Here is a 24,320-nt window from a genome sequence, read left to right as displayed (position 1 = left end):
CTACTGCCCGGCCCGCCGCGCCGCGAGCACGCGCACCGTGAGCAGCACCGCGAACGCGAAGGTCACCATCACGGCCGACAGCACCAGCGCCGGCCCGAGATCGCTTTCCAGCGCGCCGTAGATCGTGAGGGTGATCGTGCGCGTGCGGCCCTGCAGCGACCCGGCAAACAGAATCGTCGCCCCGAACTCCCCGAGCGCCCGGGCCCAGGTGAGCACCAGGCCCTCAAGGAGAAACGGAAAGGCCAGCGGCCACGTCACGTGCCGGAACGCCTGCCAGCGGCCCGCGCCGTCCGTCAGCGCCGCGCGCTCCACATCCCGGTCCACGGCCCCGAACCCGGCTTTCGCCGCCCTCAGGTAGAACGGCGCGGCCGTGAACAGCTGCGCGAGCACCACCGCCGCCGGCGAGAACGCCAGACTCACGCCGGCCAGCTCCAGGCCCGGCCCGAGCAGACCGCTGCGCCCGAAGGTCAGCAGCAGCCCCAGGCCGGCCACCACGGGCGGCAGCACCACCGGCAGGTCCAGCAGGGTGTCCAGGACCGCCCGGCCGGGAAAGTCCCGGCGGGCCAGCAGGTACGCCACGGGCGTGCCGGCCAGGACGGTCAGCAGGACGGTCACGCCGGTCGTCCAGAGGCTCACGCGCAGCGCGTCCAGCACGGCCGGTGAGCGCAGCGTCTCCAGGAACGAGGCGCTCAGGCCGCGCTGCAGCAGCACCAGGGTGGGCAGCAGCAGGAAGGCGGTCATCAGGGCGCCCAGCGAAGCGCCCAGCAGCAGCTCCCGGCCGGCCTTCACGGGCTCAGGAACCCCCAGCGGCGCAAAATCCCCTGAGCCTCCCGGCCCTTCAGGAAGGCCACGAACGCACGCGCCGCGTCCGGACTGCCGCTCCCGGTCAGGACCCCCACCGGGTACGCGGCACTCTGGTTGAACCGGCTGGGCAGCGCGATGACGCGCACCCGGCGTTTCAGGGCGGGCGTCACGTCACTGACGTACACAACGGCCGCGTCCGCCTCGCCCAGACTGACCTTCAGCGCCGCCTGCCGCACGTTGCTTTCCTCGCTGACCACGTTTTTCAGCGTGCGGTCCGCGAACGCCGGGCCGTACGTGCCGGCGCGGTCTACGGCACTCAGCATGCGCCGCGTGTACTCGCCGGCCGGTACGGCCGGCGCGGCCAGCACCAGCCGCACGCCCGGCGCCGCGAGGTCCCGCAGGCTGTTGACGGGTCCCGGGGCGGCCCGGGCGATCACGGTCAGGCGGTTGCGGGTGAACACGTCGCGGCTGCCGATCAGGCGCCCCAGGAGCGGCGTGAACTGCGCGTCGTTCGCACTGGCGAACACGTCGGCCCGCGCGCCATTTTCCAGCTGGGTGCGCAGCACCTGCGAGCCCGCGAACTGAAAGGTCGTGCGGTGCCCGGTCCGGGCATCGAACGTCCGGCCGATTTCCGTGAACGCGTCTGTCAGCGAGGACGCCGCGAACACCGTCAGGGAGGCGGCGCCGGCGACGGGCAGCAGAGATGCAGCGAGCAGCGCCGCGGCGCGGGGCAGGGTCATCATGCGTGAACCTCCACTCGTGTGCCCGCCCCGGCCGGATCGTACCCGCCGAGGCTGCGCAGGTCTTGCTGGAACGACTCGGTTTTCGCTGCGGCCAGCACGGCCTGCACGCCCGGGTGGGCCAGGTGCCGCTGGGGCACCGCCAGATCGAACTGCTCGGTGTGCAGGGGCAGGAAGTCCAGGCTGCAGGCCCGCGCCGCCGACCGCGGCCCCGGGGCAACGTCCGCCCTGCCCTGCGCCACGAGGTCGGCGGCGTCGAGTGGAGTGGCGGCCGGCGTGGCCGCGGCGTGCCGGGCCGCGCGGGCGGGGACGTCCAGGCCCGCCTGTGCCAGCCACGCCTCCAGCAGGACCCGCCCGCCGGCCCCGGGCGCGCGGGTGACCAGGCGCAGCTCCGGCCGGGCCAGGTCCGCGGCGCCCAGCACGCCGTGCGGGTTGCCGGGCGCCACCAGGAGGCCCTGGTCGGTCTGCCACAACGTGAACAGCGCCGCGCCGGGCAGCTCGGCCGCGACGACCTGCGCGTGACTGGGCGCGCCGCGTGGGTCGTTGAGATGCAGTCCCGCGGCATGCGCCTCGCCGCGCGCCGCGGCGCGCAGCGCGTCCAGGCTGGCCCCAGGCTGCCACGCGGCCCGGACGTCGCCTCCCACGCGGCTGCACAGCAGTCCCAGCGCCGGGTCGCAGCCCGCAATGACCGCGGTCTGCGCGGCCCGGTCCAGGGCGGTGAGGAGTTGCACGTCCAGGGCCGGGCCGCGCGCGCCCCGGACCACGCCGTCCGCGGGGGCATGGAGGCCCTGCGTGCCGCGCAGCGGCAGGGCGCGCAGCGTGTCGTCCACCTGGGCCAGCCGCACCCGGGTACCGGCGGGCAGGGGACCACTGGCCTGAGCGGACACGAGGGCGCCGCGCAGTTCGAACAGATCTTCCACGCGGCAGTTGAGAATGGCGGACAGCTGCAGCGCCAGCAGCGTTCCGGGCACCGCTGACCCCTGCTCAATGCGGTGCAGCGCCTGCCGGGAGATGCCGACCGCGCGGGCCAGGGCCGCCGCGGTGTGCCCGGCTGCCTCGCGGCGCTCGCGCAGGTGACAGTGCAGGCCAGGCCTTTCGGGAGAACGGGTCATTGGCTGTAACGTAAATCTGACTGGACGCAGTGTCAACTTTGCATTCCTCATGCAGTGAGGTGCGGCCGTCGAGAACGCCCGGCTCCCTCAGACGCGCCGCGCCACTCTCCTCTACAGTGGCGGCATGAGTGGCGCACCCGTACCGGCCTCCGACTCCGAGCGGCTAATGGCCCTGGCCTATTACGGCATCCTCGACACGCCTCCAGAACCGCAGTTCGACCGCATCACGCGCCTCGCGGCGCACATCCTGGGGACCCCCGTTGCCACGATCAACTTCGTCGACCAGTTCCGGCAGTGGAGCAAATCCAGCGTCGGCCTGCCCAACCTCAACGCACCCCGCCAGGATTCTTTCTGCGCCTGGACGATCCTGGACGATCAGCCGTTTGTGATTGAGGACGCCAGCGCCGACCCCCGCTTCCGGAACAACCCGCTGGTGACCGGCGACCCTCACATTCACATGTACGCCGGCGCGCCCCTGATCATGCCCAGCGGGCAGCGCATCGGCACGCTGTGCGTCACCGACCACCGCCCACACCCCGTCAACGACCGGGACCTGCAGGTCCTCAAGGACCTTGCCGACATGGTCGTCACCGAACTGGAACTCCGCGCCTACCAGCAGCGTCTGAGCCTGTCCCTGGAGGCCCAGCGTGAACACAGCCAGGAACTTCAGCGCACCCTGCAGCAGGCCAGCGTGCTGGACGGCGTCTCCCAGCTGGTGGAGCTGAACCTGGACGTCCCGGACACCCTGCTCGCCGTTGCCGGGCTGCTCGGCGACGCGCTCGACGCCGATCACGCCGGCCTGATCACCGTGCACGATCACGACCTGCAGATCAAGCTGGGGCACGTGCACCCCCGCGCCGCCGCGAGCCTTCCAGAGCTCTCGGCTCGCGCCCCTGCCGCCGCGAGACGCCTCGCCCTGCACCGCCTGAGCCTCCCGCGCTTCATCGACGATCTCAGCCACTACGCCGCGCAGCGCGGCCAGACGGTCAGCGCCGACGTGGCCCAGGCGGCGGTCATCCCGGTCGGCAGTGACCCCACCGCCACCTACCTGCTGTTCGCCACGCGCCTGCGCGACCACGCGGTACCCGGCTGGCGCGGCCGGGACCGCAACCTGCTGGAAGCAGCCGGCCGCACCGTGCGCGCCATGCTCGACCGGCGCCTCGCGGCCGAGTACATCCGGCATGACGCACTGACCGGCGTGCTGAACCGCCGCTCACTGGATCAGGACCTGAACGACATGACCGAAATGCCCTTCACGCTCACCCTGCTGGGCCTGGACGGGCTGCGGGACGTGAATGACCTTGAGGGGCACTCGCAGGGCGACAAGCTGCTGCGCATCTTCGGCGCGGCGCTGGCCGCCGAACTCGACACGGTGGGCCGGGTGTACCGCTACACCGGCGATCAGTTCGTTCTGCTCACCGACCCCACCACCGAAGACCGCCTGATGGAGTACGTGGACACGGCCCTGCTGGCCACGCGGCAGGTCAGCCCGCTCGTGGGCGTGAGCGCCGGGACCGTCCAGAGCAGTGAGCCCGTGCGCGACACGCTGCTGCTGACTGCCGAGGCGCGTCTCGCGGGCGCACGGCAACGCCGCGCAGAGCGCCTGCACGCCTGAAACGACTGGCCGCCCGAGGAGCCTGCAGGCACGCTTCGGGCCCCTCGGGCGGCCGTCTGGAATTGCGGGAAAACCGGGGAACGTCTGCGGCGGGCAGGTGGTGAGGCGCGCTCCACCACCCGCCCGCCGCGAGATTCAGTTCAGTTTGCTGAGCTTGAGCTTGTACTTGTTGAAGGGGTTGCTGTCGCTGCCGCCCTCCGCAATGGCGTATGAGGTTGCCCTCAGGTAGTACGTGCCGGCTGCCGGCAGGGTGAAGGTCACTTCGGCGTCACTGTCGATACGGGGGGTGCCGCGGTCGTCGTTCTCTGCCAGGACCTTCCCGCTGGCGTCAAGCAGCGTCAGGTAAGCGTCGAGTTTTCCGCCCAGCTGGGCCGCAGCGAGCATCTCGGCTTTGATCTGGTCGCCGGCCGCGCCGGTAAACTGGAAGTAATCCACGTCCTGGGGTGACCCGAAAATGTAGGCCTGCTGTGTGGTCGCCCCGTAGGCGATGGCCTTGGCCTCCGCGGCCGAGTCATTGGGCTCGTAGGGGTCCACCGGGTTGGTGTCTACGAAGGTGGCCGGCAGAAGCACGCGCGCCTCGTCCGGACGGAAGTACGTGCTGCCGCTGGTGGCGACAACCGTACCCACGAAGGTGCCACGGTCCTCGGTGCTTCCCCCCGTGCTGGTCAGGTCGGGCCCCGCGACGTACAGGTCGTACGTGCCGGGCCTGATTTCACTGAAGCGCACGTCGCCGTTAGCGTCGGTCGGGCTGACGTACAGCGGGGTGGCGTCGTCGGTGGCGCCGGCACGCAGGCCCTGGCCGCGCAGGATCACGTCGCCCAGCAGACCCGCCTGGGTGCCCCGGCCATTTACGTACGCGAGGTTCACGTGCACGTTGGCGCCTGGGGCAGGCAATTTGGCGCAGTCGGTGAGCGTCTCGGCGATCTTCCCGGCGTCCAGGCGGCCCCAGCCGGTCTCACGGTCAAAGCCGTTCGGGTTGCTGCCCACACTCCCGTCTGCCGTGGTCTCCATGACGCGCCGCACCTGGTAGGGGGTGGCGGCGGGGCATTTCTGCAGCACCAGGGCGGCCACGGCGCTGGTGTACGGGCTGGAGAAGCTGGTGCCGGAGATCAGCGCGAACCCCCCGCCCCGCCACGTGGGGTTGGCGAGAATGGTGTCCTGTCCGGGCGCGGCGCTCGAGATGTGCCGGCCACTCGTGGAGAACGTGACTTTGCGGTTGCTGGCGTCCAGCGCCCCGGAGGCGATCACGCCGGGCAGCGCCGCAGGGTACTGGAACTCATCGTGGTACGAGTTGCCCATGCTCGCCACGATCGTCGTTCCGCGGGACATGGCGTAGTCAAAGGCGTCCTTGACCGGCCCGAAGCTCACTCCGCCGCCCCAGGAGTTGTTGATCACGCGCGCGCCGTTGTTCGTGGCCCACACGGCGCCCAGTGCGATCTCGAAGCTGGAGTACGCGCCGGGGTTGAACATCACGACCGGCAGGAATTTCGCCTCGTACGCCAGGCCGACGATGCCCTCGCCATTTTTCGCGGCGATCATGCTGGACGACACGAAGGTGCCGTGGCTGTTCTCCGGCTTCTTGAAGTAGTCGCTCCAGGCCTTCCCGTCGGTGTACGTCTTCGCCTGACGCGGATCGAAGGCCTTGCCGCCCCAGTTGGGGGCCAGGTCGGGGTGGGTGACGTCGGCCGGGTCGTCAATCAGGGCGACCGTGACGCCCTTCCCGGTCAGGCCGCGGTCCCAGGCGGCCTTGGCATTCAGGTGCCGGGGGTCCAGGGCGTACTGGGGCAGTTTGTCAAACACCTGATCCGCGGCGGCCGCCTGGGCGTTCAGGCGCTCAGAGGTCACGGCGGGCGTGCGTTCGGGCGTCATGACGGCGTTCACGCTGGCGTAGCGCACGCCACTTGCCTGCGCGCGTGCAGCGGCTTTCAGGGCGTCGCCGTCCACGCGGATCAGTGCCGTGCGGATCTCCGGAATGCGGCGCACGACCTCGCCGCGCAGCATCTGAGCTGCGGCCTGGAGGTCGGCGTCACTCTGGTACCCGACCACAACCTCGTTCTGCACGTACGTCAGGCCGGCGCTGCTGACCACGGTGGGTTCAGGGGAGAGGGGCGTGCTGGTGGTGGGTGCGGGGGTGGTGGAGCAGGCGGCCAGCAGGACGCTGAGGGTCAGCACACCGGTCATCTTGAGGGTCTTGGACATCGGAGGATTCCTCTTGAAAGTGAATGGGGGAGGGGGCGGCCGGGCCAGGCTGATGTCTGGCCCGGGTCCAGGCGTCACTGCGGGCCGGTGATGAAATCCCAGTTGAGGTTCACGGCGCGCGTAAATGGAATCGGCGCGACGAGCGAGGACTGCCAGGTGTAGACCGAGTACGCGGAGATGCGGTTGCCTTCAGTGGGCGCGTACTTGTACGCGACGCCGGAGTTCATCTGCCACTTGTAGGGCCGCAGGGCCTGCAGGGGCGTGTTGGCGAAGACGTTCCACGGAAGGCTCACGGTGTGCGCGGCGGCGTCCACGGGCGCAAGGGCGGGTTTCGCCGCCGCGTAGCGTCCGCTGGTGTCGGTCAGGATGCGGGTGGACGCTGTGGGCGGGGCGAGCACGGCGCTGGTAGAACTCGCGGCGGTGCTCGTAAACACCAGGGCCTCACCAGCCGGAATGCCGTTGCCGCTCGCGCCGGTGCCTTCTTCCACGCGGATCAGGGCGTTGCCGGCGGTGCCGGGCAATGCGGTCCCGGCCTGGGTCATCAGGTCGGTGACGCTCAGGTTGTACCCGGCGCCGTCCGCGCCGATGGCCAGCTGGTTTTGCCCGAGCACGAACGTGGGGGTCAGGGACACGCCGGTCGTTTCGTCGGCCGGAGCGATGAACGAGGGCTGGAACTGAGCCAGGGGCGTGGTCTGCGTGGCGTTGCTGGTTGCAGCGTTCGCGCCGCGCGCCCTGACGCGGTAGGTGTAGGTGCTGCCGACCGTGAGGTCTGCGCTGTTGTCCCGGTAGGAGAACGGCCGGGCCGCCTGGTTGGTGGCCGAGCAGCTGGTGCTGGCGCCGCCGCCCACCGTGCCGATCCTGGTGAAGTTCGTGCCGTCTGCGCTGCGTTCGATGTCAAAGGCGAACGGTTTGGCGGTGGGCGTGGTGTCCGTGTAGCACCAGCGGACTTCCACGAAGACGCCCGAGCCGTTCGGCGCGGCGTCCGTGCCGGGCTCCGGCGCGGCGGGTGGTCCAGGCGCCTTCCTGTTTCAGGGTGAAGGCCGTGGCCGCAGCGGCGGTGGGGGCGACCACCGTGTTCCGGGCGGCGGCGTTCGTGCTGATCAGCGTGATGGGCACGCTGTAACGCGCGTAGTTGTAGTTGTAATCGACCGCCAGGATTTCCAGGACCAGCGCTTCGCCGCTCGGGGTGCCGAACCCGGCGGTGAAGGTTCCGGTGGTGGTGACGGCGCCGGAGTCGGTGACGCCCAGCTGGTCCTGCGGGGGGGCGTAGCTCCAGCTGGACGCGGTGGTGCTGCCCGTGACGCTGGCGCTGCCCGGCGTGCGGTTGAGCTGCGCGTACACGATACGCAGCGGCCCCACATGGTCCGAATCGGTGGCCGTCTTGATGCGGAAATCCAGCTGATCGGTGAAGGTCGCGCCGGCCAGAGGCGTGCCGTCTGCGCGGGTGAGTTCCAGCTTGGCTGGGGTGGTGGTGGCGCTGGTGTCGAAGGCGGGGCGCTGCACCAGGGTCACGGCGGGCGTCTGGGTGCCGACCACCACGCCGTGAATGTCGCTGCCGGCCATGCCGGGCTTGCGGGCCTGCAGGTCGTACGTGCCGGCGCTGAGGCCGCTGAGGGTCAGCTGGCCGGTGGCGTCGGTGGTGACGGTTCCCAGTAGCGTGCCGTTCTGGTACACGCTGACAGCGCTGCCGGATACCGGCGCCCCGATGTTCTGGTCGGTGACCGTGACGCGCAGCGGCGCGGTGGCGGCCGCGATGTTCACAGCGACGGTGGTGCTCGCGCTGGCCTTGTTCCCGGCAGCGTCGAAGGCCACGGCGGTGTACGTGTGGTTGCCGTTGAGCACGGCGTTCAGGGTGGTGGTCTGCGTGAAGGGCGCCGTGGTGTCCGCCCCGAGCCTGGTGGCGCCTTCGTAGAACTCGACGCGGGCGACGCCGCCATCGTCCGTGGCCGCTGCAGTCAGGGTGAGCGTTCCGGCGGACGTGACGGGGTTGGGCGCGGCGCTGAGGGTCACGGCCGGAGCGGTGGTGTCCTTGCTCTGGACCGGAGTGGTGGCGCTGTTGCAGGCCGCCAGGAGGCTGCCGAGCAGAAGGGCGGTGCAGGTGTGGACAGGTTTCAGGACCATGAGGTACGGCACTCCTTGGGAGGTGGAGGTGAAACAGACGGGGCCTCACGCTGCGGGCGCGGTGGCGCCAGAGCGGGTTGCCGTGCTGTTCGTGTGGAGAAGCGCGAACGGTAGAGCGGGAGGATTTCTGATGAACTCGTGAACGGAATGTTAGTTGGCAGGGGCGGGGGGGTCAATTGCTGTTGTCAGACTGTCAGCTGCGCCCGGCGCAATCTGTCTAGACAGCATGTGAAGTTTTCTTATCCCCCAAATGGGGGATTCCGCGTGCCCGATGTGAAAACACGACCTGCTGCGTTCAGTGCCGCACCACCAGAAAAACGTCCGACTATACGAGACGGCCGTCCCCTGTGCAGGGACCATGACAGCCTGACGATTCACCGTCCGCAGACAACCGGCCACATGCGATACTGCCCGCATTCACCCCCTGGAGGTCCACATGACCCACCCCGCACCGGCCCACCCTGCTGACGGCGTTCACACCCGCGCCTGCAACCTCTGTGAGGCCATCTGCGGCCTGCGCATCACGGTGCAGGGCGGCCGGGTCACCGATGTTCGCGGCGACCCCGACGATCCCCTCTCCCGCGGGCACATCTGTCCTAAAGGTGCGGCCCTGCCCGACCTGCACGCAGACCCGGACCGCCTCACCCGGCCCATGCGCCGTGACGGCGACACCTGGCACGAACTGGACTGGGACGACGCCCTGGACCTCGTCGCGTCGCGCCTCCAGGCGCTGCGCACGGCGCACGGCCCGGACGCCATCGCCACCTTCCAGGGCAACCCCAGCGTGCACAACAGCGGCACACTGCTCACCGCCGGCGCCTTCCTCAAAGCCCTCGGGACCCGCAACCGCTTCAGCGCCACCAGCACCGACCAGCTGCCTCACCACTACGCAGGTGCGGAGATGTTCGGTCACCCCCTGCTGCTGCCCATTCCGGATGTGGACCGCACGGAGTTCCTGCTGATGCTGGGCGCCAACCCGCTGGCCAGCAACGGCAGCATCCTGACGGCGCCCGGCATGCGCGAGCGGCTGCGCGCCATCCGCGACCGGGGCGGGCGCATCGTGCTGCTCGACCCCCGCCGCACCGAAAGCGCCTCGCACGCCACAGACTTCCACCACATCCGGCCCGGCAGTGACGCCCTGTTTCTTCTGGCCCTCCTGAACGTGATATTCGAGGAGAACCTCGCCCGGCCCGGCCGCCTCGCCGGGGTGACGGACGGCCTGGACACCCTGCGCGGCGCCGCGCGCCCCTACACCCCCGAAGCCGTGCAGGACCGGACCGGCGTGCCTGCCGCCGTGACGCGCGACCTTGCGCGCGCCTTCGCCCAGGCGGCGCACGCCGTCGCCTACGGCCGCATCGGCCTGAGCGTGCAGGAATTCGGCGGGCTGTGCCAGTGGCTGATCAACGCGCTGAACATCGCGACCGGCAACCTCGACCGCGAAGGCGGCGCCATGTTCCCCCGCCCCGCCTTCGACCTGCTCACCGGGGCCCTGCCCGGTCAGACCCATCACGGCCGCCACCGCAGCCGCGTGCGGGGTCTGCCCGAATTCGACGGGGAACTGCCCAGCGTCACCCTGGCCGACGAGATCCTCACGCCCGGCGCCGGACAGGTCCGCGCCCTGGTCACGGTCGCCGGCAACCCGGTCCTGAGCACCCCCGACGGCACCCGGCTCGATGAGGCGCTCAGCACGCTGGACTTCATGGTCAGTATCGACCCGTACCTGAACGAAACGACCCGCCACGCCCACGTGATCCTCCCCCCGGCGTTCGGACTGGAAGTCGAGCATTACGACGTGATCTTCCACCACTTCGCCGTGCGCACCACCGCCCGCCTCAATGCCCCCGTGTTTCCCATCACGCCGCAGCAGCGCTTTGATCATCAGATCTTCTCCGGCCTGACCGAACGCCTCACGGGCCGGGCCCTCGCCGCGCCCGCCGCGCGCCTGGACGCCGGACTGCGCCACGGCCCGTACCACCTCACCCTGGACGACGTGCGGGCCCACCCGCACGGCCTGGACCTGGGCCCCATGCAGAGCGTGCTTCCCGGACGCCTCCTGACGGCCAGCGGCCGCATTCAACTGGCCCCCGCGTCCATGCTGGGCGACCTGCCACGCCTGCACGCCGCGCTGCACACCCCGCCCCCACCCCTCGTCCTGATCGGGCGGCGGCAGCTGCGCAGCAACAACTCCTGGATGCACAACACCCCGCGCCTGATGCGAGGCGCAGACCGCTGCACCCTGCAGGTTCACCCCGCCGACGCGGCCGGACTGCGCGACGGCCAGCCGGTGCGCATCACCTCCCGCGTGGGCAGCGTCACCGCGCCACTGGAACTCACCGAGGACCTGATGCCCGGCGTGGCCTGCCTGCCTCACGGTTTCGGACATGCCCGCCGCGGCGTGAAACTCCATGTGGCGGCCGCCTCGCCGGGCGTCAGCCTGAACGACCTGACTGATCCCCACCGGACGGACGCCCTGACCGGCAACGCCGCCCTGACCGGCACGCCCATCCGCATCGAGGCCGTCCCTGAAGGCGCCAGCGTGGCCGCCGACTGAGGTAATGCCGCTCCCGCCACCCCGCCCCGCCACGCCCGCCGACCAGGACGCCGCGGGCGACGTCGCCTACGACACCGGGTTCTTCGGTGCGGGCGCCCAGACGTATTTTCCCTCACGGCCGCTGTTCAGGCTGCTGTGGACCGCGCCGTACTTCCAGGGGGCCGGGCACGGCTGCTTCGTGGCGCCTTCACGGGACGCCGCCACACTGGCCGGCTATATCGTGGGCGCCCGCGACCCCGCCCTGTACCGCCGCACCCTGGCCCGGCTGGTCCTCACGGGCATGTGGCGCGCGGCGCGTCCACCGTCCGCCCTGCCCACCTCACTGACGTACCTGTGGCGCGCCGCCCGCCACCCCGGCCCTCACGCCCCGGAGGACCGCTTCCCAGCACACCTTCACATAAACCTGCGGCCTGAAGCGCGGGGCGCCGGCCTGGGCGACGCCCTGCTCGAAGCGCACCTGCACGTGCTGCGCGCCGCGAACGTCCCGGGCGTCCAGCTCTCCACTACGACCGAGAACCGCGCGGCGCTCCGCCTGTACCGCCGGCACGGCTTTACCGTCACTGAACGCCGCCTCAGCGCTCTGTGGACCCCCTGGTTGGGCCACCCGGCGGAGCACGTCGTCCTGACCCTGCGCCTGCCCTGAACCCGCTGGCTGTCAAGGGCACCAGAGATTCAGACGCCAGACCGGTGGTGACGGGGGCGGTTCACGCGTGCCTTCTCCTGCCGCCGGGCGGTCGCAACCCGCACCCTTTCCGGCCTTTCCTGGGCCGCCGTTGAAAAACTGCGGCCCAGGGCCGCGGGCTGGCCGCCTGAAAGAAGGCCAGCAGTACGGCACTGAACCTCACGCCGCAGCGCCACAGGTCCAGAGTGCCAGACCAGATGCCCCTGGCGGCTCACCCAGCCGGACGATCACCCGGCGGGCCGTCGCTCAAGCAGTGCACCAGCACGGGAAGCGTCGTGGCGTCAATGGCCTGTCAAGCGATGTGCGGAGGCCCCCGCGACCGGGCGGTTCACTGCCGCCGCAAGGCCTCCTGGGTCACGTCGACCCGAGGGCCTCAGAGGGCAGCAGGGAGCGAACCTTTCTACCAGGCTGCGCTTCCGGCCAAGGGGCTTAACCCGAGGCGCGCCCACAGCCTGCATGAGCCTCATCCCGCATTCACACTTGGGACTTACCCCCCTGCTGCCCGGTATTTACGCGCTTACCATGCGTGTGAATGAAGACCAACTACGCGCTGGCGCTGATCCTGTTCAGTGCACTTCAGGGCCCCGTAACCGGACAAAGCACCTCTTCAACTGCCCCTGTGGCTGTCCCGCTGACCTTCGCAACGCCTCTGCCTCTGCTCAACATCGCAACTCAGGGACGGGCCATCAACGACGAACCCAAAACGGCAGCCACGCTCAGCGTGACGAACCAGGGCGGCACCACCCGAAATCGCCCCAGTGACCCCCCCAACAGTTATCAGGGGGCCATTGGCATCGAAATCCGGGGCTCCAGTTCTCAGGCCTTTCCCAAAAAGCAGTACAGCCTGGAAACCCGGGGAGCTGACGGGAAAGCCAGCCCAGTCAGCCTGTTGGGCCTGCCCGCAGGTCGCAACTGGATCCTGTCGGCCGCGTACACCGACCCGACCCTCCTGCGCGACAGCGTGGCGTACAACCTGTCACGGCGCCTGGGCCGTTACGCCAGCCGCACCGTTCCGGTCGAACTCATCCTGAATGGCGAATATCAGGGCGTCTACATCCTGGAGGAAAAACTCGAACCGCAGGCCCAGCGCATCTCCCTGAGCGCCCAAGGCGCACTGCTGCAGATCACGCCCCCGGACCGCGTGAAACCCGGCGACGCGAGCTTCAAGCTCCCGGAATCCGGCACGGTACTGGTCATCGAGAGCCCCAAAGGGAAGGCGCTCAGTTCCGCCATGAAGGCCGCTCTTGAAGCGGTGGTCGTGAACTTCGCGCAGTCCCTTTACCACCCCGACCCGGGACGCCCGGGGGGCCAATACCTGAATGCCGTCGACCTCGACGCGCTCGTGGACTTTGTGCTGCTCAACGAGTACTTCAAGAATGCCGACGCGTTCTTCGCCAGCACCTACCTCACGGTCGACCTGCCAGCGTCCGGCGCCTCCGGCGCGGCCAGACCCGGCCGCGTAACCTTCGGCCCGGTCTGGGATATGGACCGCGGCATGGGCAACAGCGGCCGGGCCGACTTCGACCAGCCCAGCGGCTGGGTTTTCCGGACCGCGCTGTTCACCGAGGTCCTGTATGACGACCCCACCTTTGTCCGGCGCTTCGTGCAGCGGTGGAAGGCCCTGCGCAGCGCCGGCACGATCGAGAGCCTGATCAGTGACCTCGACCGCGACGCCACGCGCCTGACCCTGCCGGCCCAGCGGAACTTCACGCGTTGGCCCATCGCCGGTCAAACGGTCATTCCCGGCGCGGCCGCCGCCAGCCGCTACCCCGATGACGTCGCCGCCCTGCGCACCTGGCTGACCGCCCGCGCCCGCTGGATGGACAGCAACATCAACGCCCTTATGAAACCCGGCTGGTAAGCTGCCCACCCCCGTCAGAGGAGATGACATGCCACACAGCTGTGCCCCCAACCCCGCGCATTCCGCGCTTCATGACGCCCTCCAGGGCTTCAGGTCCATCAGTCTCGCCGACACCCAGGCCGCGGCCCTGATGGACCGTGTGGAATACAAGTACCTCAGCACCCTCCCCCTCGTGTGTGACCTGCTTCCCGCCCTCTGGGCGCACTATCACGCCCTGGACATCAGCGGAACGCGCCTCCAGGGTTACAGCAGCGTGTACCACGACACGCTGGACTTCAGCATGTACCGCGCCCACCACAACGGTCAGGCGCGGCGGCACAAGGTCCGCTACCGGCAGTACCGCGCGACCGGCCAGACGTTCATGGAGGTCAAACTCCGCGACCCCAAGGGCCGCACCCGCAAGGAACGCACCCTGATGACGCCCGGCACCGACCTCCCGGCGGCGCAGGCGGCATTCCTGGCCGGCCACCTGCCGGCCCTGGGCACTGCGCAGCTGGAACCGAAACTTCGTGTGGACTGTGACCGCCTGACACTGGTCAACGTGCCGCGCCAGGAGCGCCTCACGTTCGACCTGAACCTGACCCTGAGTTCCCCCGACGGCGCCGTGACCCGCACGTTCCCTGACCTTGTGGTGATTGAACTCAAGTGCGCCGGCGGCGTCACACAGTCGGCGTTCCTGCCGTTTGCCCAGCAGCAGGCGCTGCGCGGGCAGCCCTTCAGCAAATACGGCGTGGGCTGCGCCCTGCTGTACCCGACCCTGAAACGGAACGCCTTTAAGCCGCAGTTGTTGCACCTCGCCCGGCTCGCCCAGCCGAAGTGGTCCGCGGCCCCAGGGAACGCGTGATGCTGACCGGCCTCCACCTGGATGTTGCCGGCCGTCTTCTCCTCAACACCATCGCGGTCCTGACGATCGTGCGGTGGCTCTACTACCCGGCTCAGCGGGACCGGGAACTGGCGTTCAGTCTGTTCGTGTTTGGACTGACGACGTTCCTCGTCGCCTCCGTGCTCATGAACCTCGAACTGCCCGCAGGACTGGGGTTCGGTCTGTTCGCCGTGTTCAGTCTTCTGCGTTACCGCACTGAGGGCATCTCCAACAAGGCGCTGACGTACCTGTTCGTGGTGGCCACGCTGGCCATCCTGAACGCCCTCGGGAATTTCACGCCTCTCGTGTTCATTCTGCTGAACGCCCTCGTCGTCCTTGCCACCGCTGCCGCCGAGGACGGCCGCCTGCTGGGTGTCCAGCGCCGCAGGCAGGAGGTCCGCCAGACGGTGCAGTACGAACGGATTGATCTGATCCGCCCGGACCGCCGCGCAGACCTGCTTGCCGACCTGGAGGCCCGAACGGGCTGGCAGATCGTGCGCCTTGACATCGGTGAGGTGGACTTTCTGAAAGACGTGGTGACGCTGCGCGTCACGCACGTCCCGCCGGAGGCCCAGCCTCCCGGCGTCACCGGGACAGGCAAACCGGACAGTGCTCCGTGACCCGCGGCGTCAACCTCCGAAGCGGCGACCGACTGAACGCACGTGAAAGCAGGCCCGGGCGGCCACCAGCAAACGCCTGCTTTCGCACCTTCTCCCGCGTACCGGCACCTGAACGGATTGTGTCCTGGCAGACCTGATGCTGGCGCGCTCTGCGACCTCACCCGTGACGACCGCCGGCCGCAGGGCCGTCAGGAGACGCTCGTGGAGCAGGAAGAGGCGTCGATGTGAACCTCACTGCGGTTCAGCCCACCCTCCGCACGGACGTGGATCAGAAGGTCTGGCCGCGGGCCAGAGGTTACCCTTCTGGTCCTGCAGAGGGGGGCCTCAGGGCTGTTCAGCTTCCTGAAAGCCAGCCTGCTCTTCCTGGGGCGGCCGGTCCACCCTGGGAACGCATGACGGGCCACCGCCAGGGAAACGCCGGGTCAGGGGAAGGCGGTCCAGTCTGACCTTTCAGAGGCACCCGACTGGAGAATCAGGACGCAGTGAACGCAGCAATAAGCTCGCTGGGGCGCGGGGCCTGCGGCGGCGCGTCAGGCGTCCGCCCGGCTGGCCGGCGAAGCTGGTCGGCCCCCTCAGGGCCGGGCCTTCAGTGTCGGCCGCGGTTTACCACGTGCATCACGCCCACGATGAGGAAACCCACCACGGCGCCCACCAGCGCTGAACCCAGCGTTTCCACCAGCCATTCCAGCAGGCCGCCAATGGCTGGTACGGCGTGACCGGCCGCCACCGACAGGTCATGCAGAGCGTGCTCCGGGCCGTCCAGGCCGAAGTCTGCCACGCCGCCCAGAATGATGTGCCCGCCCACCCACAGCATGGCGGCGGTGCCTACACCCGCCAGGAGACTCAGCACGACCGGCATGCCCTTCACCAGGCCGCGCCCGAACGCGCGGGCCGCGCCGGTCTGCCCACGTGCCAGCCGCAGCCCCAGGTCGTCCATCTTGACGAGCAGGGCCACCACGCCGTACACCAGCGCCGTGATCAGCAGAGCGACAACCGCGAGAATCAGGGCGCGCTGCACCAGCGGTTCGCTGGCGACCTCCGCCAGGGAGATCGCCATGATCTCCGCAGACAGGATGAAATCGGTCCGGATGGCGCCGCTGATCATCTGCCGTTCGTGCTCGGGGCTGCCCAGGCGGGCTTCGGTCGCGGCGTCCTGCTCGTGTCCCCCCCGCACGGCTTCCAGCAGTTTCTCGGCGCCCTCAAAGCACAGGTACGCGCCGCCCACCATGAGGATCGGGGTGATCGCGCCGGGCAGCACTTCACTCAGCAACAGGGCCACCGGCAGGATGAACACGACCTTGTTGCGCAGGGAGCCGCGCGCGATCCGCCAGATGACCGGCAGCTCCCGGTCCGGGTTGAACCCCGTGACGTACCGCGGCGTGACCGCCGTGTCGTCCACGACCACCCCCACGGCTTTCACGCTGGCGCGTCCTGCGGCGGCACTGATGTCGTCCACGGAGGCCGCGGCGAGGCGCGCGATGGCGGCCACGTCATCGAGCAGCGCCACAAGGCCCCCGCTCACGCGCGCCCTCCGCGGACTTCAGGACGGGCTGAACGCAACCGGGTCATGACAAGGTGACGCATTGCACGGCAGCATAGCAGTCCACTCCGCAGTCACCGTGTACGGCGCTGCGGGCTGACAGGGCGGCGAATTTGCATTATCCTGAGCCAACGAACAACCAGGCTGTCGTTCTGCATGGATAACCGGCGGCCCGCCCCTGACCTCACGTCCGGCGTGAACCATGTGCACCTTCCCTGGCGTGGGAAGGGCGCGCGTTGACTCACACTGACGAGGAGAAAGGAGGAGTATGCAGGTTGCACTGACGATCAACGGGGCCCCGAGGCACCTGAACTGCGAGGCACACACAACGCTGCTGGGCGCGCTGCGCGCCCAGGGCCTGACCGGCTGCAAGGAAGGCTGCGCCGAAGGCGAATGCGGCGCGTGCGCGGTTCTGGTCGCCCGGCCAGCCCCGGACGGCGGCACCCGCTGGGACAGCGTGAACGCCTGCCTGGCCCTGCTGCCCGCTCTGGACGGCGCTGAGGTGGTCACTGCCGAGGGTCTGGGGTCCCCGTCGGCCCTGCACCCGGCGCAGCGCGAACTGGCCGTGCGGGGCGGGTCGCAGTGCGGGTACTGCACCCCGGGATTCGTGGTGAGCATGACGGCCGAGTATCTGCGGCCCGGCCGGCAACCCGGGGAGCACGGCGCCCCGAACGGCTTTGATATTCACGCGTTGAGCGGCAACCTCTGCCGCTGCACGGGGTACCGGCCCATTCAGGACGCGGCGTACGCGCTGGGCGACCCTGACCCTGCGGACCCGCTGGCGGCCCGCCGCAGCCTGCCGGCGCCCGGCCCGGCGCGGACCCTGCTCCAGGCCGCGGACGGCGCCTTTCACCGGCCCGGTACGCTGAGTGAGGCGCTGGCCCTGCTGGCCGCCCACCCGGACGCGAAGGTCCTGGCCGGCGGCACCGACTGGGCTGTGGACGTGAACCTGCGCCGCGCGCGGGCCGCCGTGACCGTGGCGGTGGACGCCCTGCCGGAACTGCGGGTGTTCGAGGAACACCCGGCCTTTGTGCGCCTGGGTGCGGGGCTGACCCTCAGCGACCTGGAGCGCCGCCTGGCGGGGCGCGTGCCGCTGCTGGCCGAGTGGTTCCCGCAGTTCGCGTCCCGGCTGATCCGCAATTCCGCGACTCTGGGCGGGAACCTGGGAACGGCGTCCCCGATCGGGGACAGCCCGCCGGTCCTGCTGGCCCTGGACGCCAGCGTGGAACTGGTGGGCCCGCTCGGGGCGCGCACCGTGCCGCTCAGCGCGTACTTCAGCGGGTACCGCCAGACCGTGCGCGCCCCGGGCGAGCTGATCCAGGCGGTGCGGATTCCGCGGCCCCTGGCCCCCCTGACGGGGTTTCACAAGATCACCAAGCGGCGCTTCGACGACATTTCCAGTGTGGCGGTCGCCTACGCCCTGACCCTCGACGGCGGCGTCGTGACCCGCGCCCGGATCGGCCTGGGCGGCGTCGCGGCCACGCCGCTGCGCGCCCTGGAAGCGGAAGCGGCCCTGGAAGGGCAGCCCTGGACGGCTGACACGGTCCGGCGCGCGGCGCGGGTGCTGGGCGCCACGGGCACCCCCCTGAGTGACCACCGCGCAAGTGCCGCGTACCGGGCGGCCATGCTCGAGCAGAGCCTGCTGAAATTCTACTGGGCGTCCGCCCGCACGGAGGTCGGCGCGTGAGCCTGCATGACCGCCCTGAGGGAAGCGTGGTGGGGGAGGCCCTGCCGCATGAGAGCGCGGCCCTGCACGTGACCGGGCAGGCGCTGTACACCGATGATCTCGGCGTGCGCCTCAGTGGCCTGCTGCACGCGTGGCCGGTGCAGGCGCCGCACGCCCACGCCCGGGTGCTGGGGATCGACCCGGCCGCGGCGCTGCTCGTGCCGGGTGTGGCACGGGTGCTGACTGCTGCGGACGTGCCGGGCGTGAATGACGCCGGGGTGAAGGGCGACGAGCCGCTGTTTCCCAGCGAGGTGATGTACCACGGTCACGCGGTGTGCTGGGTGCTGGCCGACACCGAGGACGCCGCCCGGCAGGGCGCCGCCGCTGTGCAGGTCACGTACGAGCCGCTGCCGTCCCTGATCACCGTGCGCGAGGCCATCGAGGCCCAGGCTTTCCAGGGCGCGCAGTCCACCCTGCGCCGTGGGGACGTGCGGGTCGGCTTTGCGCAGGCCGCGCACGTGTTTGAGGGTGAATTCGAGCTGGGCGGCCAGGAGCACTTCTACCTGGAAACCAACGCCGCGCTCGCCCACGTGGATGAGGCCGGGCAGGTGTTTATTCAGGCCAGCACCCAGCACCCGACTGAAACGCAGGACATCACCGCGCACGTGCTGGGGGTCGCGGCGCACACCGTCACCGTGCAGTGCCTGCGCATGGGCGGCGGGTTCGGTGGCAAAGAGATGCAGCCGCACGGGTTTGCCGCCATCGCCGCGCTCGGCGCGACCCTGACGGGCCGGCCGGTGAGGCTGCGCCTGAACCGCACGCTGGATATGACCCTGACCGGCAAACGCCACCCCTTCCACGCCACGTGGAAGGCCGGGTTCGACACGGAGGGCCGGTTCACGGCGCTGCAGGTGACCCTTACGAGTGACGGCGGCTGGAGCCTGGACCTGTCCGAACCGGTCATGGCGCGCGCCCTGTGCCACATCGACAATGCGTACTTTATTCCGCATGTGGAAGCGCATGGCCGCATCGCCCGGACGAACAAGACGTCCCAGACTGCCTTCCGGGGGTTCGGCGGCCCGCAGGGCATGCTGGTCACCGAGGACCTCCTTGCCCGTGTGGCCCCGCAACTCGGTCTGGACGCCAGCGAGCTCCGGCGACGGAACTTCTACCAGCCCGGGGAATGCACCCCGTACGGACAGCCGGTGCGGCACGCCGAACGGCTGCACGCCCTGTGGACTCAGCTGCTGCGCAGCAGTGACTTTCACGCCCGCCAGGCCGGAGTGACGGCGTTCAACGCCGCGAACCCGCACGTGAAACGCGGACTGAGCGTCACCCCGGTCAAGTTCGGCATCTCCTTCAACTTCACGGCGTACAACCAGGCGGGCGCCCTTGTGCACGTGTACAAGGACGGGTCGGTTCTGGTGAACCACGGCGGCACCGAGATGGGCCAGGGCCTGCACACCAAGATGCTGCAGGTGGCCGCCACCGCCCTGGGCGTCCCGCCTGGCCGCGTGCGGCTGGCCCCTACCCGCACGGACAAGGTGCCGAACACCAGCGCCACCGCCGCCAGCAGCGGCGCGGACCTGAACGGCGGCGCCGTGAAGGACGCCTGCGACCAGATTCGCGCGCGCCTTTCCGAGGTGGCGGCCGGCCGGCTTGGCGTGCATCCGGACGACGTGCGCTTCCAGGCGGGGCAGGTGTTCCCCCTCGGGCACCCTGAGCGCGGGGTCACCTTCGAGGAACTCGTGCATGATGCCTACCACCGCCGCACGCAGTTGTGGGCCGCCGGGTACTACCGCACGCCGGGCCTGCACTGGGACCGCGTGGCGATGCAGGGTGAACCGTTCAAGTACTTCAGTTACGGCGCGTCGGTCACGGAGGTGGAGGTGGACGGCTTCACCGGCGCGTACCGCGTGCGCCGCGCTGACCTGCTGCACGACGTGGGTGACAGCCTCTCCCCACTGATCGACCTGGGGCAGGTTGAAGGCGGGTACCTGCAGGGCGTCGGGTGGCTGACCCTGGAGGAACTCCGCTGGGACGACTCCAGCGGTCCCGGACGGGGCCGGCTGCTCACGCAGGCGGCCAGCACGTACAAACTTCCGTCCTTTTCCGAACTGCCCGGGGTGTTCAACGTGACGCTGCTCGAGCAGGCCACCGAGACGGGCGTGGTGTATGGCAGCAAAGCCGTGGGCGAACCGCCCCTGATGCTCGCCATCTCTGCCCGTGAGGCGCTGCGTGAGGCGTGCGCCGCGTTCGGCCCGCCCGGGCACGTGGTGCTTCTCGCCTCACCCGCCACCCCCGAAGCCGTGTACTGGGCGCTGGACCACGCCCGCGCCGCCCACCCCGCCAAGGAACTGAGCCATGACTGAACCCGCCTGCCGCATCACCACGCCCCTGCCCGCGTCCGCCCTGAACGCCGCTGACCTCGCCCTGCTGCACGCCGACCTGCCACCGGGCGGCGCGGCCCTGCTGGGGGACGGTGAACTGGACGCCGAGGCGCTGGCCCTGCTGGAATGGGACGACGAGCTGCCCCTGAGCCCCATGGACCTGCTGCCGCTGGAATGGACGCGCGCGCCCTGACGCCCGGCCCGCCCTGGCTGGCCGCCCTGAACGCCCTGCATGCCCGCGGCGAGGCCGCCGTGCTGGTGACGCTGGTCGGTGTCCGTGGGCACGCGCCGCGCGAGGCCGGCGCCAAAATGCTGGTGAGCGCCCGGGGCACCTGGGACTCGGTGGGCGGCGGCAATCTCGAAGCCACTGCCGTGGACCGCGCCCGGCAGCTTCTCACGGGCGGCGCCGCCGGGCCGGAACTCCTCACGCTGCGCCTCACGGACCGCGCCCCGAACGAGTACGGCCGGCAGTGCTGCGGCGGTGAGGTCACCCTGCTGCTCGACGTCGTCCTGGCGCCGCGCGCGCACGTGGCGCTGTTCGGGCTGGGGCATGTGGGCCTGGAACTCGCGCGCCTGCTGGCCCGCCACCCACTGACGCTGCACCTGGTTGACTCCCGCGCCGCGCAACTTCACCCGGACCGGCTCGCGTGCCTGGCCGACGCCGTCGCGCACGTCCAGCCGCACCACGCGCCCATTCCGGAACAGGTGCTGGCGGACCTGCCACCCGGCACGCACCTGCTGGTGTTCACCCACGACCACGCGGAAGACGCCGCTATTCTTGACGCGGCGCTGCGCCGCGCCGACCTGGGTCACCTGGGCCTGATCGGCTCCGCCGCCAAATGGGCCCGGTTTCAGGCGCAGCTGCGTGACCTGGGCCACCCGCCCGGCGCCCTGGCCCGCGTGACCACCCCCATCGGCCTGCCGGAGCTGATGACCGGCCCGCACCGCAAGCACCCCGCCGTTATCGCCCTGAGCGTCGCGGCGCAGCTTCTGCCCCTGCTCGACCCGGCTCCGGCCGCCACCTCCCCCGAAAGGACCCCATGACTTCCCCCACCCTGTACCGCGCCACGTTCCTCCACACGCCTGTCAGTCCCTTCACGTACGAGGACGCCCTGCGCGCCGAGGAGGACGGCGGGCTGCTCGTGCAGGGGGGCGTGATCACCGCGCGCGGTCCGTACAGCGACCTGCGCGCCGCGCACCCGGACGTTCCTGTGACGGACCTGCGCGGCGGGCTGCTGCTCCCCGGTTTCGTCGACACGCACGTGCACTATCCGCAGGTCCGTGTGATCGGGGGGCTGGGCCTGCCCCTGCTGGACTGGCTGGACCAGTGCGCGCTGCCGGAAGAGGCCCGCATGGCGGACGCCGCGTACGCCCGCGGCGTGGCCCGCGACTTCATCCGCGGCCTGCTGGGCGCCGGCACCACCACCGCCCTGGTGTTCGGCTCGCACTTCGCGGGCGCGGTGCACGAATTCTTCGAGGAGGCCCAGACGGCCGGCCTGCGCGCCGTGACGGGACTGGTGGTCAGTGACCGCCTGCTGCGCGAGGAGTTGCACACCACCCCGGAGCGCGCCTACGCGGAAGGCAAGGCCCTGATTCAGCGCTGGCACGGGCAGGGCCGCGCGCTGTACGCCGTGACGCCGCGCTTCAGCCTGTCGGCCTCCGAAGGCATCCTGGAGGCCTGCGCCGCCCTGATGCGGGACTTTCCCGGGCTGCGCTTCACGAGCCACATCAACGAGAACACCCGCGAGATTCAGGTGGTGCGGGAGCTGTTCCCCGGCGCGCGAGATTACCTCGAGACGTACGAGCAGGCGGGGCTGATCGGCCGGCATTCGGTTCTGGCGCACAACGTGCACCCCAGCGACCGTGAACTGGGCGTGATGGCCGACGCGCGCTGCACGGCCGCGCACTGCCCGTGCAGCAACGCGGCGCTGGGAAGCGGCTTTTTCCCGCTGCGCCGCCACCTGCACGCGGGCGTGCACGTCGCGCTCGGCAGTGACGTGGGCGGCGGCACCGGCTTTTCGCTGCTCAAGGAGGGCCTGCAGGCGCACTTCCTGCAGAATCTCATGGGCGAGCGCGGTGTGCCGCTGCGCCCGGCACACCTGCTGTATCTCGCCACGCAGGCCGGCGCCCACGCCCTGGACCTCCCGCACGTCGGGGCCTTTGAACCCGGGCAGCAGTTTGACGCCGTGCACCTGTCCCCCCACGCGGGGACGCCGCTGGACGCCGTGTTCCGGCACGCCAGCAGCGCCGAGCGGGCGCTGGCGGCCGCGTTCGCCACCGGGACGCCTGCCGATGTGGCGCGCGTCTGGATTGCCGGGGACGCCGTGCACACCCGCGCGTAACTGCTGCGGCCTGCCGGGCCTCGTGACTCGCCCTTCCGGCGAGAAGTTGTTATCTTCCGGGAAGCAGAACCCGGACGGGGGCACACGGAGGTGGCGGATGGCCGGGTCAGAAGGTCGCGTGCTGAGGTTGGAAGGACAGGAGGCGCTCGCCGTGCTTAAGGCGCTCGCCAGTGAGACGCGGCTGCTGCTGCTCAGCCAGCTGTCCCAGAAGGTCATGAATGTGTCTGAACTGGCCGAAGCGCTGAACCTGCCGCACTCGACAGTGAATTTCAATCTGAACCACCTGCATGCCGCGGGGTTGATCACGTTCGAGTACGAGCCCGGGACGCGCGGTTCCCAGAAACTTTGCTCAAAACGGTACGACGAGGTGATGTTCCGCCTGCCGGGCGTGGACGTGCAGTCCAACCCGGACCAGGTCACCGTGTCCATGCCCATCGGGAACTACACCCACATCGACGCGCAGCCGACCTGCGGCCTGGCCTCCGAGACGCGCATCATCGGGATGCTGGACAATCCGCGCAGCATGTTCGAGCCGGACCACGTGTACGCGCAGATTCTGTGGTTCGGCCGGGCAGGCTCGGTGGAGTACACCTTCCCGAACAACCTGCCGTTCGGTGCCCGCCCAGACGCCGTGGAACTCAGTATGGAGGTGTGTTCGGAAGCGCCTCAGTTCGACCCGCAGTGGCCGTCGGACATCACGCTGCTGATCAACGGCCACGAGGTCGGCACGTACACCAGCCCCGGCGATTTCGGCGGTCAGCGGACGCACCTCACGCCTGCCTGGTGGAGCGATGATCAGACGACGCACGGGCTGCTCAAACGCTGGAGTGTCACGCGGGACGGGGCGTTCATCGACGGTGAGCGTCTGTCGGATCTCACGGTGGAGGCCCTGGGGCTGCAGACCCGTCCGCAGATCAAGGTGAGACTGGAGGTTCGCGCAGACGCCCGGAACTGCGGGGGGCTGACCCTGTTCGGCCGGAAGTTCGGGCATTATGAGCAGGATCTCGTGATGCGGACCACCTACGACTTCGGCGACCAGGCCGCTGAAGCCGGAGACGACGGGCACAGCGTCTCCACCTGACGGGAGAAGCAGCAGGCGGAAACCCGGCCAGAGGTGTGAACCGGACTCAAGTCCATCCTCTTATATGGAAGCCCGGTTCAGCGTGGGTGCGGCGTTTCCTCCTTCCGGCGCCTGCATCCCGGCGGGTAGAGAGT

Annotated in this window: 19 protein-coding genes; 12 read left to right on the top strand and 7 right to left on the bottom strand. The window is 70.0% G+C overall.

Going from position 1 to position 24,320, the window contains the following annotated elements:
- Genes LAJ19_RS18895 through LAJ19_RS18885 form a run of 3 tightly spaced genes read right to left on the bottom strand, consistent with a single transcriptional unit; the run spans position 1 to position 2,656 of the window.
- On the bottom strand, positions 1 to 741 hold the full coding sequence (locus LAJ19_RS18895; protein ID WP_225524377.1) for an ABC transporter permease: 741 nt from the start codon (positions 739 to 741) through the stop codon (positions 1 to 3).
- A 44-nt stretch (positions 742 to 785) separates the two neighbouring features.
- The gene (gene modA, locus LAJ19_RS18890) at positions 786 to 1,547 is read right to left on the bottom strand and encodes a molybdate ABC transporter substrate-binding protein (RefSeq protein WP_225524048.1); all 762 of its coding nucleotides are present in this window, start codon (positions 1,545 to 1,547) and stop codon (positions 786 to 788) included.
- The gene (locus tag LAJ19_RS18885) at positions 1,544 to 2,656 is read right to left on the bottom strand and encodes an XRE family transcriptional regulator (protein ID WP_225524047.1); all 1,113 of its coding nucleotides are present in this window, start codon (positions 2,654 to 2,656) and stop codon (positions 1,544 to 1,546) included. Before LAJ19_RS18885 ends, modA begins: the two co-directional genes overlap by 4 nt.
- A gap of 124 nt (positions 2,657 to 2,780) precedes the next feature.
- Between LAJ19_RS18885 and LAJ19_RS18880 the strand changes: the two genes are divergently transcribed.
- Entirely contained in the window at positions 2,781 to 4,271 is a 1,491-nt protein-coding gene (locus LAJ19_RS18880) for a GAF domain-containing protein (RefSeq protein WP_225524046.1), read from the top strand.
- A 135-nt stretch (positions 4,272 to 4,406) separates the two neighbouring features.
- On the opposite strand, the gene LAJ19_RS18875 is transcribed toward LAJ19_RS18880, so the two are convergent.
- The 3 genes from LAJ19_RS18875 to LAJ19_RS18865 form a co-directional block, all read right to left on the bottom strand.
- Positions 4,407 to 6,470: a S8 family serine peptidase gene (locus LAJ19_RS18875; protein ID WP_225524045.1), complete on the bottom strand. Its 2,064-nt coding sequence runs from the start codon at positions 6,468 to 6,470 to the stop codon at positions 4,407 to 4,409.
- Positions 6,471 to 6,544: 74 nt separating this feature from the next.
- Entirely contained in the window at positions 6,545 to 7,423 is an 879-nt protein-coding gene (locus LAJ19_RS18870) for a hypothetical protein (protein ID WP_225524044.1), read from the bottom strand.
- The gene (locus LAJ19_RS18865) at positions 7,365 to 8,591 is read right to left on the bottom strand and encodes an Ig-like domain-containing protein (RefSeq protein WP_225524043.1); all 1,227 of its coding nucleotides are present in this window, start codon (positions 8,589 to 8,591) and stop codon (positions 7,365 to 7,367) included. Before LAJ19_RS18865 ends, LAJ19_RS18870 begins: the two co-directional genes overlap by 59 nt.
- 436 nt (positions 8,592 to 9,027) lie before the next feature.
- Between LAJ19_RS18865 and LAJ19_RS18860 the strand changes: the two genes are divergently transcribed.
- From LAJ19_RS18860 to LAJ19_RS18840, 5 genes are all read left to right on the top strand, one after another.
- A complete protein-coding gene (locus tag LAJ19_RS18860) occupies positions 9,028 to 11,142 on the top strand; it encodes a molybdopterin-dependent oxidoreductase (protein WP_225524042.1) in 2,115 nt (704 codons plus the stop codon).
- 4 nt (positions 11,143 to 11,146) lie between these two features.
- Positions 11,147 to 11,785 carry a GNAT family N-acetyltransferase gene (locus tag LAJ19_RS18855; protein WP_225524041.1) on the top strand — a complete coding sequence of 213 codons (639 nt, stop codon included), beginning with the start codon at positions 11,147 to 11,149 and terminating at the stop codon, positions 11,783 to 11,785.
- Between the two features lie 571 nt (positions 11,786 to 12,356).
- Positions 12,357 to 13,685: a CotH kinase family protein gene (locus LAJ19_RS18850; RefSeq protein ID WP_225524040.1), complete on the top strand. Its 1,329-nt coding sequence runs from the start codon at positions 12,357 to 12,359 to the stop codon at positions 13,683 to 13,685.
- A gap of 28 nt (positions 13,686 to 13,713) precedes the next feature.
- The gene (locus tag LAJ19_RS18845) at positions 13,714 to 14,529 is read left to right on the top strand and encodes a polyphosphate polymerase domain-containing protein (protein WP_225524039.1); all 816 of its coding nucleotides are present in this window, start codon (positions 13,714 to 13,716) and stop codon (positions 14,527 to 14,529) included.
- Positions 14,529 to 15,167 (top strand): DUF4956 domain-containing protein, encoded by a 639-nt coding sequence (locus LAJ19_RS18840; RefSeq protein WP_225524038.1) that lies wholly within the window; start codon positions 14,529 to 14,531, stop codon positions 15,165 to 15,167. Before LAJ19_RS18845 ends, LAJ19_RS18840 begins: the two co-directional genes overlap by 1 nt.
- 586 nt (positions 15,168 to 15,753) lie before the next feature.
- Here LAJ19_RS18840 and LAJ19_RS18835 read toward each other — a convergent pair.
- Positions 15,754 to 16,689, bottom strand: a complete 936-nt coding sequence (locus LAJ19_RS18835) for a DUF808 domain-containing protein (RefSeq protein ID WP_225524037.1) — start codon at positions 16,687 to 16,689, stop codon at positions 15,754 to 15,756.
- A 286-nt stretch (positions 16,690 to 16,975) separates the two neighbouring features.
- Between LAJ19_RS18835 and LAJ19_RS18830 the strand changes: the two genes are divergently transcribed.
- The 6 genes from LAJ19_RS18830 (at position 16,976) to LAJ19_RS18805 (ending at position 24,186) form a co-directional block, all read left to right on the top strand.
- Positions 16,976 to 18,394, top strand: a complete 1,419-nt coding sequence (locus LAJ19_RS18830) for a xanthine dehydrogenase small subunit (RefSeq protein ID WP_225524036.1) — start codon at positions 16,976 to 16,978, stop codon at positions 18,392 to 18,394.
- Positions 18,391 to 20,745, top strand: coding sequence for a xanthine dehydrogenase molybdopterin binding subunit (xdhB, locus tag LAJ19_RS18825; protein WP_225524035.1), 2,355 nt, complete (start codon positions 18,391 to 18,393; stop codon positions 20,743 to 20,745). Before LAJ19_RS18830 ends, xdhB begins: the two co-directional genes overlap by 4 nt.
- Complete coding sequence (locus LAJ19_RS18820; RefSeq protein WP_225524034.1) at positions 20,738 to 20,956, top strand: hypothetical protein; 219 nt, start codon at positions 20,738 to 20,740, stop codon at positions 20,954 to 20,956. Before xdhB ends, LAJ19_RS18820 begins: the two co-directional genes overlap by 8 nt.
- Positions 20,938 to 21,807: a xanthine dehydrogenase accessory protein XdhC gene (xdhC, locus tag LAJ19_RS18815; RefSeq protein ID WP_225524033.1), complete on the top strand. Its 870-nt coding sequence runs from the start codon at positions 20,938 to 20,940 to the stop codon at positions 21,805 to 21,807. Before LAJ19_RS18820 ends, xdhC begins: the two co-directional genes overlap by 19 nt.
- Positions 21,804 to 23,105 (top strand): guanine deaminase, encoded by a 1,302-nt coding sequence (guaD, locus tag LAJ19_RS18810; protein WP_225524032.1) that lies wholly within the window; start codon positions 21,804 to 21,806, stop codon positions 23,103 to 23,105. Before xdhC ends, guaD begins: the two co-directional genes overlap by 4 nt.
- A 118-nt stretch (positions 23,106 to 23,223) precedes the next feature.
- On the top strand, positions 23,224 to 24,186 hold the full coding sequence (locus LAJ19_RS18805; RefSeq protein ID WP_349774856.1) for an ArsR/SmtB family transcription factor: 963 nt from the start codon (positions 23,224 to 23,226) through the stop codon (positions 24,184 to 24,186).
- Positions 24,187 to 24,320 lie beyond the last annotated feature (134 nt).

The organism is Deinococcus taeanensis (assembly GCF_020229735.1).
GTDB lineage: Bacteria > Deinococcota > Deinococci > Deinococcales > Deinococcaceae > Deinococcus > Deinococcus taeanensis.
This window is presented reverse-complemented; position numbering and strand designations above follow the sequence as displayed.

Excerpts from the sequence above, each read along its gene's own strand:
- LAJ19_RS18895 (WP_225524377.1), bottom strand. The coding sequence starts at position 741 with ATGACCGCCTTCCTGCTGCTGCCCACCCTGGTGCTGCTGCAGCGCGGC.
- modA (WP_225524048.1), bottom strand. The coding sequence starts at position 1,547 with ATGATGACCCTGCCCCGCGCCGCGGCGCTGCTCGCTGCATCTCTGCTG.
- LAJ19_RS18885 (WP_225524047.1), bottom strand. The coding sequence starts at position 2,656 with ATGACCCGTTCTCCCGAAAGGCCTGGCCTGCACTGTCACCTGCGCGAG.
- LAJ19_RS18880 (WP_225524046.1), top strand. The coding sequence starts at position 2,781 with ATGAGTGGCGCACCCGTACCGGCCTCCGACTCCGAGCGGCTAATGGCC.
- LAJ19_RS18875 (WP_225524045.1), bottom strand. The coding sequence starts at position 6,470 with ATGTCCAAGACCCTCAAGATGACCGGTGTGCTGACCCTCAGCGTCCTG.
- LAJ19_RS18865 (WP_225524043.1), bottom strand. The coding sequence starts at position 8,591 with ATGGTCCTGAAACCTGTCCACACCTGCACCGCCCTTCTGCTCGGCAGC.
- LAJ19_RS18860 (WP_225524042.1), top strand. The coding sequence starts at position 9,028 with ATGACCCACCCCGCACCGGCCCACCCTGCTGACGGCGTTCACACCCGC.
- LAJ19_RS18855 (WP_225524041.1), top strand. The coding sequence starts at position 11,147 with ATGCCGCTCCCGCCACCCCGCCCCGCCACGCCCGCCGACCAGGACGCC.
- LAJ19_RS18850 (WP_225524040.1), top strand. The coding sequence starts at position 12,357 with ATGAAGACCAACTACGCGCTGGCGCTGATCCTGTTCAGTGCACTTCAG.
- LAJ19_RS18845 (WP_225524039.1), top strand. The coding sequence starts at position 13,714 with ATGCCACACAGCTGTGCCCCCAACCCCGCGCATTCCGCGCTTCATGAC.
- LAJ19_RS18840 (WP_225524038.1), top strand. The coding sequence starts at position 14,529 with ATGCTGACCGGCCTCCACCTGGATGTTGCCGGCCGTCTTCTCCTCAAC.
- LAJ19_RS18830 (WP_225524036.1), top strand. The coding sequence starts at position 16,976 with ATGCAGGTTGCACTGACGATCAACGGGGCCCCGAGGCACCTGAACTGC.
- LAJ19_RS18820 (WP_225524034.1), top strand. The coding sequence starts at position 20,738 with ATGACTGAACCCGCCTGCCGCATCACCACGCCCCTGCCCGCGTCCGCC.
- xdhC (WP_225524033.1), top strand. The coding sequence starts at position 20,938 with ATGGACGCGCGCGCCCTGACGCCCGGCCCGCCCTGGCTGGCCGCCCTG.
- guaD (WP_225524032.1), top strand. The coding sequence starts at position 21,804 with ATGACTTCCCCCACCCTGTACCGCGCCACGTTCCTCCACACGCCTGTC.